At 62.5% G+C, this 13,292-nt stretch carries 13 protein-coding genes; 8 read left to right on the plus strand and 5 right to left on the minus strand.

The window, feature by feature from the left end; genetic code table 11:
• The first annotated feature begins 112 nt into the window (after positions 1-112).
• Positions 113-979 (plus strand): YicC/YloC family endoribonuclease, encoded by an 867-nt coding sequence (locus ACZ415_RS05090; protein ID WP_344703428.1) that lies wholly within the window; start codon positions 113-115, stop codon positions 977-979.
• Positions 980-1,195: 216 nt separating this feature from the next.
• Positions 1,196-1,816, plus strand: a complete 621-nt coding sequence (locus ACZ415_RS05095; protein WP_344703430.1) for a GNAT family N-acetyltransferase — start codon at positions 1,196-1,198, stop codon at positions 1,814-1,816.
• On the opposite strand, the gene ACZ415_RS05100 is transcribed toward ACZ415_RS05095, so the two are convergent.
• Positions 1,809-2,102 carry a sll1863 family stress response protein gene (locus ACZ415_RS05100; protein WP_344703432.1) on the minus strand — a complete coding sequence of 98 codons (294 nt, stop codon included), beginning with the start codon at positions 2,100-2,102 and terminating at the stop codon, positions 1,809-1,811. The two genes, ACZ415_RS05095 and ACZ415_RS05100, sit on opposite strands and share 8 nt — an antisense overlap.
• 150 nt (positions 2,103-2,252) lie before the next feature.
• Positions 2,253-3,785: a methyl-accepting chemotaxis protein gene (locus ACZ415_RS05105; RefSeq protein ID WP_464387770.1), complete on the minus strand. Its 1,533-nt coding sequence runs from the start codon at positions 3,783-3,785 to the stop codon at positions 2,253-2,255.
• Positions 3,786-3,937: 152 nt separating this feature from the next.
• On the opposite strand from ACZ415_RS05105, the gene ACZ415_RS05110 reads away from it, so the two are divergent.
• Positions 3,938-4,930 (plus strand): IS30 family transposase, encoded by a 993-nt coding sequence (locus tag ACZ415_RS05110; protein WP_344703434.1) that lies wholly within the window; start codon positions 3,938-3,940, stop codon positions 4,928-4,930.
• Here ACZ415_RS05110 and ACZ415_RS05115 read toward each other — a convergent pair.
• Together ACZ415_RS05115 and ACZ415_RS05120 are read right to left on the minus strand one after the other, a co-directional pair.
• Complete coding sequence (locus tag ACZ415_RS05115) at positions 4,920-5,093, minus strand: hypothetical protein (protein ID WP_344703436.1); 174 nt, start codon at positions 5,091-5,093, stop codon at positions 4,920-4,922. The two genes, ACZ415_RS05110 and ACZ415_RS05115, sit on opposite strands and share 11 nt — an antisense overlap.
• An 845-nt stretch (positions 5,094-5,938) precedes the next feature.
• Positions 5,939-7,357: an IS1380 family transposase gene (locus ACZ415_RS05120; protein WP_464387729.1), complete on the minus strand. Its 1,419-nt coding sequence runs from the start codon at positions 7,355-7,357 to the stop codon at positions 5,939-5,941.
• A 283-nt stretch (positions 7,358-7,640) separates the two neighbouring features.
• On the opposite strand from ACZ415_RS05120, the gene gmk reads away from it, so the two are divergent.
• The 4 genes from gmk (at position 7,641) to ACZ415_RS05140 (ending at position 11,266) form a co-directional block, all read left to right on the plus strand.
• Positions 7,641-8,255 (plus strand): guanylate kinase, encoded by a 615-nt coding sequence (gene gmk, locus ACZ415_RS05125; RefSeq protein WP_344703265.1) that lies wholly within the window; start codon positions 7,641-7,643, stop codon positions 8,253-8,255.
• A gap of 147 nt (positions 8,256-8,402) precedes the next feature.
• Positions 8,403-8,660: a DNA-directed RNA polymerase subunit omega gene (gene rpoZ / locus ACZ415_RS05130; protein WP_344703267.1), complete on the plus strand. Its 258-nt coding sequence runs from the start codon at positions 8,403-8,405 to the stop codon at positions 8,658-8,660.
• Positions 8,661-8,716: 56 nt separating this feature from the next.
• Entirely contained in the window at positions 8,717-10,846 is a 2,130-nt protein-coding gene (locus tag ACZ415_RS05135) for a RelA/SpoT family protein (RefSeq protein WP_344703269.1), read from the plus strand.
• A gap of 30 nt (positions 10,847-10,876) precedes the next feature.
• Positions 10,877-11,266 carry a RidA family protein gene (locus tag ACZ415_RS05140; RefSeq protein ID WP_344703271.1) on the plus strand — a complete coding sequence of 130 codons (390 nt, stop codon included), beginning with the start codon at positions 10,877-10,879 and terminating at the stop codon, positions 11,264-11,266.
• 63 nt (positions 11,267-11,329) lie between these two features.
• On the opposite strand, the gene ACZ415_RS05145 is transcribed toward ACZ415_RS05140, so the two are convergent.
• Positions 11,330-12,229, minus strand: a complete 900-nt coding sequence (locus ACZ415_RS05145; RefSeq protein ID WP_344703273.1) for an SDR family oxidoreductase — start codon at positions 12,227-12,229, stop codon at positions 11,330-11,332.
• A gap of 132 nt (positions 12,230-12,361) precedes the next feature.
• On the opposite strand from ACZ415_RS05145, the gene ACZ415_RS05150 reads away from it, so the two are divergent.
• The gene (locus ACZ415_RS05150; protein ID WP_344703275.1) at positions 12,362-13,291 is read left to right on the plus strand and encodes a hydrogen peroxide-inducible genes activator; all 930 of its coding nucleotides are present in this window, start codon (positions 12,362-12,364) and stop codon (positions 13,289-13,291) included.
• The last annotated feature ends 1 nt before the right edge of the window (position 13,292 follow it).

A 13,292-nucleotide genomic window follows, 5' to 3' on the forward strand; every position in this document is an offset into this window, starting at 1 on the left:
GTGGGAAATGTGGGATAAAAGAAGAGAAAAACGCGCCGGGCATTGTACATGACGGCCGTGGCGGGATATCGGCTAAACTGGCGGCCATGGTTGTTATACAAGGAGAGCCGCCATGAGCGTACACAGCATGACCGCCTTTACCCGGGTTGAGCACGCCGCCGCCTTCGCCACGCTGACCCTTGAGGTGCGCTCGGTCAACCAGCGCTATCTGGAGCCGACCTTTCGCCTGCCCGAGGCCCTGCGCGGGCTGGAGCCGCACCTGCGCGACGCGCTGCGCAAGCGCTTTGCCCGGGGCAAGGTGGAATGCACGTTCAAGCTGGACGCAGCCGACACAGGCCAGGCCCCGGCGGTCAACACCGACTACCTGGCCGAGCTGGCCGCGGCACTTGAGATCGTGCAGCGCGAAGTGCCCGGCACCGCCGCCCCCACCGCGCTTGATTTGTTGAACCAGCCCGGCGTGCTGGATAGCGGCCATCGCGACCGCGAGGCGATCTGTGCTGCGGCCCGCGCGCTGTTTACCCGGGCGCTGGACGAGCTGGAAGACGCCCGCGCCCGGGAAGGCGAGAAGCTTGCAGCCATGATCACCCAGCGGCTCGACGGCGTGAGCCGCGAAGTCGCCGCCGTGCGCGCGCTGATGCCGCAGGTGCAAAAAGCCCAGCGCGATCGGCTGCTCGAACGGCTGAGTGAGGCCCGCACCGAGCTTGACCCCCAGCGGCTGGAAGCGGAGCTTGTGCTTGTCGCGCAAAAAAGCGACGTTGCCGAAGAGCTCGACCGCCTCGATGCCCACGTCGAAGAAGTCCGCCGCCGGCTGGGCGAGCCCGGCCCCAAGGGCCGCCGGCTGGACTTTTTGATGCAAGAACTCAACCGCGAAGCCAATACTTTGTCGTCCAAATCGCTGGTCGCCGCCACCACCCGCAGTGCCGTCGAGCTCAAGGTGCTCATCGAGCAGATGCGCGAGCAGGTGCAAAACGTTGAGTGAGCGGGTGCCTTGCTGTGCGAGCAGCAAACGGTTTCCCTGTGACAGCGCCGCTCGGCCATTGCCGTCAATGCGCGTCGGTACAGGGCGCTGGCGAAAGTGAGCCAAGCCACGGCAACCCGCGATTTGACTGGTCTGCTGGAAAAGCGCTGCCTACAGCGGCGGCTCGGCGGCGGCCACAGTACGTGCTATGCCGTGGCGATGTAAGAGAGAACGTTGATGACGGTTTTTGACCTACGCTGCCTTCATGCGGCGGATGTAGCGGCCGCCGCCGAGCTTTTGGGCCGCGGTATGCGCGACAACCCCACCCACGTTCAGGTGTTTGGTGAATACCCTGAGCGCCGCCGGCGCGCGCTTGCCGCCATGTTCGCCCCCTTTATGCGGCGTCAGGTACAAAGCGGCCTGGCGTTTGGCGCCTTTATCGGCGATGAGCTGGCAGGGGTGGCCGGTTTATCGCTGCCCGGCCGCTGCCAGCCGGCACTGGCGGATAAGCTGCGCGCCCTGCCGGCCCTTTTGGCCGCCACCGGCCCGCGCAGCCTGTGGCGCGTCTACTGCTGGACGCGAGTCTGGAAGCAGCGCGATGCTCAAATGCCTCGCCACGGCCATCTGGGACCGCTGGCGGTGGCCCCGGAGCGGCAGGGCCAAGGCATCGGCAGCGCGCTGTTTGAGCGTTTATGCGATGAGCTGGGCAAGCGCGGGCTTACCGGCTATCTGGAAACCGACCTGGCCGCCAACGTGCGGCTGTACGAGCGCTTCGGGTTTAGCGTCGTCGCCAGGCGGCCAGTGGTGGGGACAGAGCACTGGTTTATGTTGCAAAGACGCCGAGAGCCGGCTATTTGAACCGCGAGCGGGCTTTGTTGAAAGCGTCGCTGACCGAGCTCCAGGCGCGCTCGGCGCCGTCCTTGATGTCGTCCCAGGCGTCGTCGCTGGCGTCGCGCAGCCTGTCCAGCTTCTGGCGCATCTCCTCGCGCTGCTGCTCCAGACGGTCGGCTTCTTCTTCCTGCTCTTTTTTGAGCTGAGCGTCGGCCTCGGCGCTGCGGGCACGGGCGCGCAGCCGATCGATTTCGGCCTGCCATTCGTCCAGCTTGGCGCGCAGTTTCTGTTCGTAGGCGTCGCGTTGGCTCATGAGCGCTCTCCTTTGGGGTGGGTTGCATCATTTTTGCGATGGCGATTTAACCATGACACCTTGCCTTCGGCGTGGCAAGGCAAGCGGCCTGCCGGATAGCGCCGCGGTGCCGGCCGGCACCGCGGCGCTATGGTGTTTTCCGGGTAAGGGTTAAAACTCTGTCCATTGTTCGGAGGCGTGCCGCGCCGGCTGATGCTCAGAAGGGCTTTTGAGCCGACGAGGTTGCCCGGCCTCGGACAAAGCAGGCCGGGAGGTGGCCGCGTCGGTTTTGGCGGTATCCAGCAGTGTCTGGGTTGTCTTGCGCCGTTCCTGTTCGTTCAAAAACGCCATGGCGCTGTAGGATAGCGCGCGAACCTGGGCGGCAAGCTTGTTGGTGGCGTCGTTATAGGTCGACATGCTGTCGACGCTGGACTGTGTGCTGGTGTCGATATCGTTGATGGCCTTGCTGATCTGGCCGATGCCTTCGCTTTGTTCGTGCGTGGCGGCGGTAATTTCTTCCATAAGGTCGTTGACCTTATGGCTGGCCTGGCGAATCGTCTCCATGGCGTCGGTGGCATCGTTTGCCTGCGTTTTTCCGCTGTGAATGCTCTGGCGTGCCTGGTCAATGAGTTCCTGTACTTGCCTGGCCGCTTCGGCGGACTGGCTGGCCAGTTTTCGTACTTCTGAGGCGACCACGGCAAAGCCGCGGCCATGCTCGCCGGCCCGGGCGGCCTCTACCGAGGCGTTCAGCGCCAGGATGTTGGTTTGAAAGGCGATGGAATCGATGGTGCTTACGATACCCGACATGTTTTCTGCGTGCTGTGTGATCTCGCCCATCGTTTCGGCGAGCTCGCCCATGACCTTGCCGCTTTGATCCACCGCGCTGACGTTGCCCATGGAGGCGGCGCTGGCCTGGGAGGCGTTGTGGGCGCTTTGCGCGACCGTAGAGGAAATTTCTTCGGTGCTGGCCGCCGTTTGCTGGACGGCAGAGGCTTGCTGCTCCAGGCGGGCCGCCATGGCATCGTTGCCGCGGGAAAGGCTGGCCACGGCGGGCGCGACGATGTCTATTCTGGCGTTCAAGTCGCCGATCAAGCCCTCAAGGGAGCGGCGCATAAAATCCATGGTGCGAAGCGCGCTGTCTATTGCCTTGTGGCCGGTATGCGGAATATCCGCGGCCAGGTTTCCGGCTGCCAGCTGCAGCGCCAGATCGTTGATATCGTGAATGAATCGGTACCTGCGCAGATGAGCGCGGCCCTGGCGGACGCCGGCGATAACCCCGCCTATTATACCGGCGGTAAAAAAAGCGGTGGCGGCACTGCTGGCAGGCGCCAGCTGGGTAAGCGTGACGCCGGCGGCGATGCCCAAACCGCCAAACAGCCCGCCTCCGACAATGCCTGAAAGCGCTGCCTGGGCCCGCGGATGCTGGAGGGTGGCGGGAAGCAAAAGCCGCGGTGACATGCGGCGGTATGCGACGCCGTGTCGAACCCGGTAATGCCCTCTTTGCTCGCGAATGTCGGCGTAGACCTTTTCGGCGTGGGCGACCTCCTGGCGGCTTGGCTTGACGCGAATAGAGCAAAAGCCGGTCACTTCTGTGCCTTCGCGGATGGGCACGACGTTTGCGCGCACCCAGTAGTGGTCGCCGTCTTTCCGGCGATTTTTGATCAGCCCGGACCAGTAGTAACCCGCCTGGAGATCGTTCCACATATCCTTGAAAACGGCTTGTGGCATGTCCGGATGGCGGACAATGTTGTGCGCCTGAATTCATAGAATAACTGCAGCACTTTGGCCAGCACGGTAGAGGTAGGAGGGCCAGCGCCGGTACCCTTCCTGCTTTACCGACCAAAGTGAAGCAGAGCATGGGATACCAACAGCTGACCCAGACGCAACGATACCAGATTTACGCCCGTTATGACTTGGGTAGAAGCCAGCGACAGATCGCCAGGGAGTTGGGGCTCCACAGCAGCACGATTAGCCGTGAGTTGCGCCGCAACGCGACGGCCAGTGGCTATGATCCCGAACGGGCTCAGGCTTGTAGTGATCACCGACGACGTACCGCCCGGAAATGGACGAAGCGCTTGCCCAGCTTGATCGCTGCGGTGGCGGATCGACTGCGTGAGGAGTGGAGCCCAGAGCAGATCAGCGGGTTCATGGCACCGTTGGCCGGCGTAGGCGTCAGCCATCAGTGGATCTATTCCCTGGTCTGGGATGACAAGGCCCGCGGCGGCACGCTTTGGCAGCATCTCCGGCAGCCCAGGAGACGCAGCAAGCACCGTGCACACGCCAAAAGCGCAGGGCTTGGCAAGATACCTGATCGCGTGGGTATCGAGCATCGCCCGGCCGAGGTTGAGAAGCGGCGCTACATCGGCCACTGGGAGGGTGACACGGTACTGCAGGGGCATAAGCAATCAGGCATCGTCACGCTGGTTGAGCGACGCAGCGGTTATCTGCTGGCGGCACGGCTACCCAGCATTACAGCGGCGTTGACGAAAACGGCCATGATCCGCCTGCTGAAGCCTCGTCGAGGGGCGGTGAAAACCATCACGCTGGATAATGGATCGGAGTTTTCGGAGCACCAGACCGTGGCGAGAGCCGTAGCAGCGCGAACCTACTTTTGCGACGCCTACTGCTCGGGACAGCGCGGAACCAATGAAAATACCAACGGCTTAATTCGGCAGTATTTTCCCAAGGGAACCAGCTTCCGCCAAGTCACTGATGCCGAGCTACGCAGGGTGGTGAGAAAGCTAAATGACCGCCCTCGAAAACGACTCGGCTATCGAACACCGGCACAGGTGTTTCTGGGGGAATACTCCGGAGCACTGAATACCGCAGGTGCTGCGCTTATTGGTTGAATTCAGGCGGAGAGCCGGTCAATTCTTCGTAGCTAAATCCGCTTACCTCAATAAAAGGTTGATTAGCGTATTGGATATAGCTTTGTTTGTCGGTTTTGGAGATGAGTACGTCGTGGTCACCGAGAAGGTATTCTCGCTGTGTGGTCGGTCCGTTATCGCGCATTGTGTTGTCCTTGTGTGGAACAAGACTTGCCAAGAGGTGGTAATGGCTCGTGGGAAGCACGGATTACGGCTTTGCCGGAAAGTATCACGGGCATGGAGCGGGCTGGAAGCCGGGCGTTTATGATACAAAAAAAACCTTTTATAAACATGCTTTTGAATGCAATAGAGCTGTGTGAAATAGCGCTGGATGCAATAAAAATAGATACAAGAGAGTCGCGTGCAAGAGCTGGGCGAATAGCGCAGGATGGAAATCGCGCATGCGATGTTTCTTTAATATTTATGTCTCATGTATGTCTTTGCCGACGGGTCTTTTTACCAATACTTTTGCACAAGCGCTTGCGTGCTAACGTTTTTACTGCTGGCGCCGTCTCGCCGAGTGGGGGCGTGACGATACCGCATGGCAGCCGTCTATGCAGCACAATTTCTCGGTGCGTTGAAACGTTCGCTGTGTAAAACGTCGTCCCTTGTAGAAACGCTATAGCATCCCAGCGGTAAAAAGGCTCAGCGGTAAAAAGACGCAGCGGTGCACTGTTGACCAGTGCGTCAGCAAAAGCAAACGATCGCTCAGCGACAAAGCGTCACGGGCCGTACGCGCAGTCAATGTGGCCTTGATCCCGGCTTATTCACCGGAACGCTGACTGGGCATCCTGAAGCCCCGGGGAGCCGGTAGCTCGTCGCCGAACGCCGATTTCGAGACGGCACCGTCTTCCGGTGACGCTCTGTCCGGCTGCTATCGCCGTTATTCAGCCCCTTCCCTGCCTTGTCGTCGGTCATCCGGGCAGCCGGAACCGCCGGTCATCGACAGGACCGGCGTCTCACTGTCTTGCTTATGCGACCGCTGAGGCGTCAGCGCAACGCTGTCAGTTTTGGTAGCCCTTTCAGCAGAGTCGGCCACCATTTATCGGCTGCGGCGCCGAGGTGGACCGTGATACGTCGGGCGTGGAGGATCAGGGTGGCGGCCACCTTGAGGACCTGCTCACGCATTCGGATCAGGCTCCAGCCCTGTCGGGTTTGCCGTTCCAGCACGCAACGCAGACCATGCAGCACCTGATAGGCGTAAAGGCTCAGCAGAAGACTCGCCTCGTTGCGATCCATCACGTTCTGCTCGGTGGAGGCGCCGCGATCGGTCGACGAGAGGTGAACATCCAGCGCCGACTTGACCTCGCCCATGTGCGCCTCGGCGCTGCCGCGCTTGCGGTACAGTGATAACACCTTTTCCGGCGGCCAGTGGTACCGACTCAGGTTGGTCACCAGGAAGAAGGCGTGGAGCAACAGGTCGTCGGGGCGCTCCTGAACCACCAGCACGACGCGCCGTGGCTCGGGCCAGCTGTCGGCCCGGTATTCAAGGTCATGGCACCATTCCCGGGGCTGGTCCGGGGGTCGGCCGGGCGGCCGCTTGAGATACGGCGCCGCCAGCGTCTGAAGGGTGTTGTTGCTGCGCAGCCGGCCCAGGTACCCGATATCACGCTCTTCCATGGCCAGCAGCGTATCGTTGCCGGTAAACCCGGCATCGATACGCACTGTCACTGTCGCACCGGTGCCTTCATTGAGGCGCCGTACCAGGTGAGGGATCCAGGTATCGGCGTTCTCGGCAGGGCCCGCGTTACCCTCGCGCAGCAGGCCGCCGACCATGTCACCGGTTTCGGCCAGCGAGGCCACCAGCGGCGAATAAATGCGTGTGCCGTACAGCCCGTGAAAGGCCGACCCACCCTGACGACCATGGACCTCGATCGGCAGGCCGTCGATGTCCAGCGTCAGGTTATCGGGCTGCTCGCCGTGGTTCAGCGATGCCAGGCGCCAGATCGCCAGGCGCAACAGGCCTTCATGCACGGTATCGATGTTATCGGGCCCTCCGAGGCAGGCCAGCAGCCGCGACAGCGTCGCCTGCGACGGACGGTCCTGTGCCAGAGGCGTCATCCCGCGTGCATCGCTGCACGCCAGCTGCCAGAGCGGATCGTGACGCAGCGTGTCGGTATCGTCCAGGTCGATCCACCCCATGGCGCGCTGCAACACGACGGTTCGCAGCTGGCTGGCCAGGGAATGACGAATACGCAGTGGATCACGCCGGTCGACCAGGCTCTCTTCCAGCGCCTGGATGACACCGCTGTTGTCGAGGGCTTCACGCAGCAGCAGGGCACCGCTGTCGCTGGTGGTGCGGTGGCCGCTTAGCTCGGCCCGAACAGAACCATTGCAGGAAGGCGTCCACGACGATAATCTTTCACCCATGGCGAGAGGTCCTCTTGAATCAAGTTCTGGCTGGAACATCCTGATTCTACAAGAGAAACCCCTCGCCATCTTTATTTTCAAGCCAGCCTCATGAATAAGCCGGGTTGATGCTGATCAAGGCATCCAACGGGCAGGCCGCAAGCGGCCTTCGGCGTTGCGCGGGCCTCTACAGTCCGCCCGCCGGATATGCGATAATCCGCCGCCTGCGGTCACGGCTGAGCACCGGCGCCGGCCCTGCCGGGCAGCGCACGGCTGCGTCAGCGTTTTATTCATCCTGTTGTGTCGCCGAGGCTACTTTTGGCCAAGGCTGGGGAAGCGCGTCATGTCCCAAGGTACGCTTTTTGTTGTATCCGCCCCGTCCGGGGCCGGCAAAACCAGCCTGGTGCGCGAGCTGGTGGATAGCCTCAACGGTATTCAGGTGTCGGTGTCGCATACCACCCGCAAGCGCCGGGAAGGCGAGGTGGACGGCGTCAACTACCACTTCACCGATATAGCCGAGTTCGAAGCGATGGCGGCACGCGGGGAGTTTTTCGAATACGCCCGGGTGTTTGACCACTACTACGGCACCTCGCAGCGGGCGGTGCAGGACCGGCTGGACGCCTGCCAGGACGTGATTTTGGAAATCGACTGGCAAGGTGCGCGCCAGGTGCGCGAAAAGATGCCTGAAGCGGTATTGATCTTTATCCTGCCGCCCTCGCGCGAGGAACTTGAGCGCCGGCTGGCCGGCCGCGGCACCGATGTCCATGCGGTGATCCAGCGGCGCATGCAGGATGCGGTCAGCGAAATGTCGCATTTTGATGAGTATGACTACGTCGTGATCAACGACGATTTCACCACCGCGCTTGATGAGCTGCGCGCGCTGGTCATCAGCCGCCGGTTGACCGCAGCGACCGTCTGCAAGCGCCATACGCCGCTGCTTGAGGCGCTGCTGTCGTAGCGGCGGCTGCCCGCGCGGCGCTTGTCACGGTAGACCGGCGTCGAGTAGGCTAGCCGTGACCCAGCGTGATTCCCGCTACCTTCTTTTATTCCCGGGCCGATGTCGCTATCGGCCCGGTGCTGCAATGACTTTTACAGGAAGACGCCCATGGCTCGTGTTACCGTCGAAGATTGTCTGGACAACGTGGAAAACCGTTTTCAGCTGGTGATGATATCAAGCCAGCGCTCGCGCCAGCTGGCGCGCGGCTCCCGGGATGCGCTGCTGCCCTGGGAAAACGACAAGCCCACCGTCATGGCGCTGCGCGAAATTGCCGCGGGGCTTGTGGATCGCAGCGTGCTCGACGAGCCGGTGGAGGCGCCGGTACGCCCGCGTCCGATGGATGCCGGCGTACCCGCCGACGACTAAGCGGCGGGCCCTTCTGACATCGGCACCGGCGATTGTACCCAAGGGAGGCGCGGCGCATGTTTACCATTGATGACCTGACGGATCGGCTTGGCGGCTATCTCCCCCCGGACGAAATCCAGCAGGTCAAGCGCGCCTTTTATTACGCCGAACAGGCCCACGACGGCCAGCACCGCCGCTCCGGTGAAGCCTACGTGACCCACCCGCTGGCGGTGGCCAACATTCTCGCCAACATGCACATGGACCATCAAAGCCTGATGGCCGCTATGCTGCACGACGTCATCGAAGACACCAGCGTCGACAAGCCGGCGGTGGAAACCCAGTTCGGCAAGCCCGTGGCCGAGCTGGTGGACGGCGTCTCCAAGCTCACCCAGATCGCCTTTGAAGACAAGGCCGTCGCCCAGGCGGAAAACTTCCAGAAAATGGTGCTGGCGATGTCGCGGGATATCCGCGTGATCATCGTCAAGCTCGCCGACCGGCTGCACAACATGCGCACGCTGGGCGCGCTGCGCCCGGACAAGAAGCGCCGCATCGCCCGGGAAACCCTGGAAATCTACGCCCGCGTGGCCGGCCGTCTGGGGATCAACACCATTCGCATCGAGCTTGAAGACCTGGCGTTTCAGGCCATTCACCCGATGCGCGCCGAGCGCATCAAGCGCGCCGTGATCAGCGCCCGGGGCCATCGCCGCAGCGCCATGCGACAGGTGCAGGACACCATGCAGCAAAGCCTCAACGACGAAGGGCTGAGCGGCACGGTCATGGGGCGCCAGAAACACCTGCTGTCGATCTATCGCAAAATGCGCGACCAGCGCAAACCCTTCGCCGAGATCATGGACGTGTTCGGCTTTCGCATCGTCACCGACGACGTGGCCAGCTGCTACCGTATTCTGGGAATCGTTCACAACCTCTACAAGCCGGTACCCGGGCGCTTCAAGGACTACATCGCCATTCCCAAGGCCAACGGCTACCAGAGTTTGCACACCACGCTGTTCGGCCCTCGGGGCATGCCCATCGAAGTGCAGATCCGCACCCGCGAAATGGAGGCCATGGCCAACAACGGCATTGCCGCCCACTGGCTGTACAAGGCCGGCCAGACCGATCACCCCATTGCCGAAGGCAGCCGCGCGCGGGCGCGTTCCTGGGTCAAGGGGCTTTTGGAAATGCAGCGCCACGCCGGCGACTCGCTGGAGTTTATCGAACACGTCAAAAACGACCTGTTCCCTGACGATATCTACGTGTTTACCCCCAAAGGCGACATCATGGAGCTGCCCCGGGGGGCCACGGTGATCGACTTTGCCTACAGCGTGCACACCGATATCGGCAACAGCTGCATTGCCTGTCGTATCGACCGCCAGCTGGCGCCGCTGTCCACGCGGCTGGAAAGCGGCCAGACGCTGGATATCATCACCGCCCCGGCAGCGCGGCCCAACGTCGCCTGGCTCAACTTCGTGGGCACCGCCAAGGCGCGCTCGGCGATCCGCCATGCGCTGAAACACCAGCAGCAAAAAGAGGCCATTCAGCTGGGTCGCCGGCTTTTGAACAAGGCGCTGTCGGTGTTTGAAACCAGCATCGAAGAGCTCGACGACGCCCTGGTCAAGCGTGCGCTCAAGGAGCTGGACATTGAGGACAAGGATACCCTGCTGGAATCCATCGGCCTGGGCCGGCACATGGCCTATGTGGTGGCGCGCCATCTGATTGATCTGCTTGACGGGCAGGGCGCGACCGCCAGCGGCGAAGCCAAAAGCCAGCAGCCGGTGGTCATCAGCGGCAGCGAAGGCATGGTGACCAGCTTTGCCCGCTGCTGCCACCCGCTGCCCGGCGACGACGTGGTCGGACATCTTTCCGCCGGCAAGGGGCTGGTGGTGCACCGGGCCGAATGCAATAACCTGGCCGACAAGCAAAACCCCGACAAGCTGTTTACGCTGGAATGGGCAGAGAATATCGATGAGGATTTCCTCGTTGCGCTGCGCATCGAGGTGGAAAGCCGCCGCGGGCTGGTGGCCGAGCTTGCCGGCGTGGTCACCGACGCCGATGCCAACATCGAACGTATCGGCATCGAAGAGCGCGACGCCCGGCTTGCGTCGGTCAACCTGACCCTGGCGGTGAAAGGCCGCGTGCACCTGGCGCGCATCATCAAACGCATTCGTAACCTGCACAGCGTGGAAAAAATCTACCGGCTGGGCCAGTAACCCGGCCAACGACCCAAGGAGACCGGTCTGATGAGCAACAAGGCAGTCATTAACACCGAGAAAGCCCCGGCCGCGATCGGCCCGTATTCCCAGGCCATCAAGGCGGGCAACACCGTATATATTTCCGGGCAGATCCCGCTGGACCCGGCCACCATGACGCTGGTGGAAGGCGACGTGGAAGCCCAGACGCGCCAGGTGTTTACCAACCTCAAGGCGGTATGTGAAGAAGCCGCCGGCAGCCTGGGCGATATCGTCAAGCTCAACCTTTACCTGACCGAGCTTGAGCACTTTGGCGTGGTCAACGAGATCATGGAGGCGTTTTTTTCCCAGCCCTATCCGGCCCGGGCCGCGGTCGGCGTGAAAGCGCTGCCCAAGGGTGCCCGCGTCGAAGCCGAAGCGGTGATGGTGCTGGGCGACTGAGCCGCCGTGCGCCCCCAGTGCACAAGGCCCGGACTCATGTCCGGGCCTTGTGCGTTTCAGGACCTACGTTTCAGGGGTGTGCGCGGCTGGCTGGGTGGGCAGAAAGCCGCCTTCCTTGAGCACCTGGGCGTAGCCTTCACGAAAAGTGGGGTAGCGAAAGACATAGCCGCTTTTTACAACGCGCGTGTTGTCGCAGCGCTTGCTGGCACGCCGGCGCAGCGGCGACTGCATGGTGTCGGTGGGCTTGACCCGGAGCTGACGCGCCAGCCAGCTCATCACCGCATGCTGGGTGGCAGGCTCGCTGTCACTGCCCAGGTACAGCGGCTCGACGCTGTCGCCGCGCTCGTGGCGCTGGATCAGGTGATGCAGGATGCCGGTGCAGTCGTCCCGGTGAATGCGGTTGGTGTAGATCTCCGGCGTGACCGCTGCCACTCGGCCCTCGGCGACCTGGCGAATCAGACGATCGCGCCCGGGGCCGTAGATCCCTGAAAAGCGCACCACCGTGCCGGGGATGGCGTGATCGAGCAGGGCCCGCTCGGCGTCAAGCATCAGCCGGCCGGAAAAGCTCTCGGCCGCGGCGGGGCTGTCTTCGTTGATGACCTCGCCTTGTTGCTGGCCGTACACGCTGGTGGAGGAGACAAAAAACATACGCTTGGGCGGTGCTGCGTGCTGCTCCAGCACGGCCAGCACGCGCTTTATGCCGTCCGAATAGGCGCTTTGGTAGGCGCTTTCCTCGAAGCGGTCGGCGCTTGCGGTGTAGATCACATAGTCGGTCTCGGGCAGGGCGTCGGCGCCTGCGTCGTCGAGCGTGTTCAAATCCAGCGCCAGCGGCTCAATACCCGTGCCGGCCAGGGCCTCGGCGCGGCGGCGCACGCCGATGACGCGGTGCCCCTCGGCGATCAGTTGATGTCCCAGGGTCATGCCCAGGTCGCCACAGCCGATAATCAGTACGCTTGGTTTCACCATTTGACTCCTGTTGGGCAGGGGCTTTTGACAAAATATGTCCAGTTGATAGACCCTCCCTATAAGACAGGGCAGCACTCGACTAGAATGCCGTCAGCACGCTTATCACGGGAGGATGCCACGGGCGCCAAGATGACTCTAACAGAACTCCGCTATATCGTAACCCTCGCTCAGGAGCACCACTTCGGTCGTGCCGCCGAGCGCTGCCATGTCTCCCAGCCGACGCTTTCCGTGGCGGTCAAAAAGCTTGAAGAAGAGCTTGCCGTGCCGCTTTTTGAGCGCTCCAAGGCCACCGTTCAGGTCACACCGCTGGGCGAAAAAATCGTCGCCCAGGCCCAGCGAGTGCTGGAGCAAAGCAGCCAGATCTACGCCATGGCAAGCGAAGGCAGAGACCAGCTGGCCACCCCCTTGCGCATCGGCGCGATCTACACCATCGGGCCCTATCTGTTCCCGCATCTGATTCCTGAAATTGCCGGTGCCGCCCCGCAGATGCCGCTGTATATCGAGGAAGGGCTGACCGGCACCCTGCGCGGCAAGCTGAGAAGCGGCGAGCTCGATGCGATCATCGTTGCACTGCCGTTTACCGAAACCGACGTGCTCACCAAGCCGATTTACGAAGAGCACTTCGAGGTGCTGCTGCCCGCCGGCCACCGCTGGGCCGAGCGCGAGGTGATCCGCAAAGAAGACCTGCTCGAAGAGCGCCTTTTGCTGCTGGGCGAGGGGCACTGCTTTCGCGATCAGATTCTCGAGGCCTGCCCGGCGATTACCCAAAAGCTTGCCAGCCCCAACAATACGCTGATCGCCGAGGGCGGCTCGCTGGAAACCATCCGCCACATGGTGGCCTCAAAGCTGGGTATTACGGTGCTGCCGCAGTCGGCGCTGGGCAGCGAAAACCACCAGCACTCGATGCTGATCAGCCGGCCGTTTGCCGCCCCGGCGCCGTCGCGCACCGTAGCCATTGCCTGGCGGGCGAGCTTTCCCCGGCCCCGGGCCATTGAAGCGCTGATCCGCGCCGCCGAGCGCTGCCGTCAGCCGGTGAACGGCGCCGTTGAGGTCGTCTGAC

The organism is Halomonas cibimaris (assembly GCF_055379665.1).

Bases quoted from the DNA above. Each gene is read 5' to 3' on its own strand.
- gmk (WP_344703265.1), top strand. From the start codon at position 7,641: ATGTCCCAAGGTACGCTTTTTGTTGTATCCGCCCCGTCCGGGGCCGGC.
- ACZ415_RS05135 (WP_344703269.1), top strand. From the start codon at position 8,717: ATGTTTACCATTGATGACCTGACGGATCGGCTTGGCGGCTATCTCCCC.
- ACZ415_RS05090 (WP_344703428.1), top strand. From the start codon at position 113: ATGAGCGTACACAGCATGACCGCCTTTACCCGGGTTGAGCACGCCGCC.
- ACZ415_RS05140 (WP_344703271.1), top strand. From the start codon at position 10,877: ATGAGCAACAAGGCAGTCATTAACACCGAGAAAGCCCCGGCCGCGATC.
- ACZ415_RS05150 (WP_344703275.1), top strand. From the start codon at position 12,362: ATGACTCTAACAGAACTCCGCTATATCGTAACCCTCGCTCAGGAGCAC.
- ACZ415_RS05115 (WP_344703436.1), bottom strand. From the start codon at position 5,093: ATGCGCGATAACGGACCGACCACACAGCGAGAATACCTTCTCGGTGAC.
- ACZ415_RS05105 (WP_464387770.1), bottom strand. From the start codon at position 3,785: ATGTGGAACGATCTCCAGGCGGGTTACTACTGGTCCGGGCTGATCAAA.
- ACZ415_RS05120 (WP_464387729.1), bottom strand. From the start codon at position 7,357: ATGTTCCAGCCAGAACTTGATTCAAGAGGACCTCTCGCCATGGGTGAA.
- rpoZ (WP_344703267.1), top strand. From the start codon at position 8,403: ATGGCTCGTGTTACCGTCGAAGATTGTCTGGACAACGTGGAAAACCGT.
- ACZ415_RS05095 (WP_344703430.1), top strand. From the start codon at position 1,196: ATGACGGTTTTTGACCTACGCTGCCTTCATGCGGCGGATGTAGCGGCC.
- ACZ415_RS05110 (WP_344703434.1), top strand. From the start codon at position 3,938: ATGGGATACCAACAGCTGACCCAGACGCAACGATACCAGATTTACGCC.
- ACZ415_RS05100 (WP_344703432.1), bottom strand. From the start codon at position 2,102: ATGAGCCAACGCGACGCCTACGAACAGAAACTGCGCGCCAAGCTGGAC.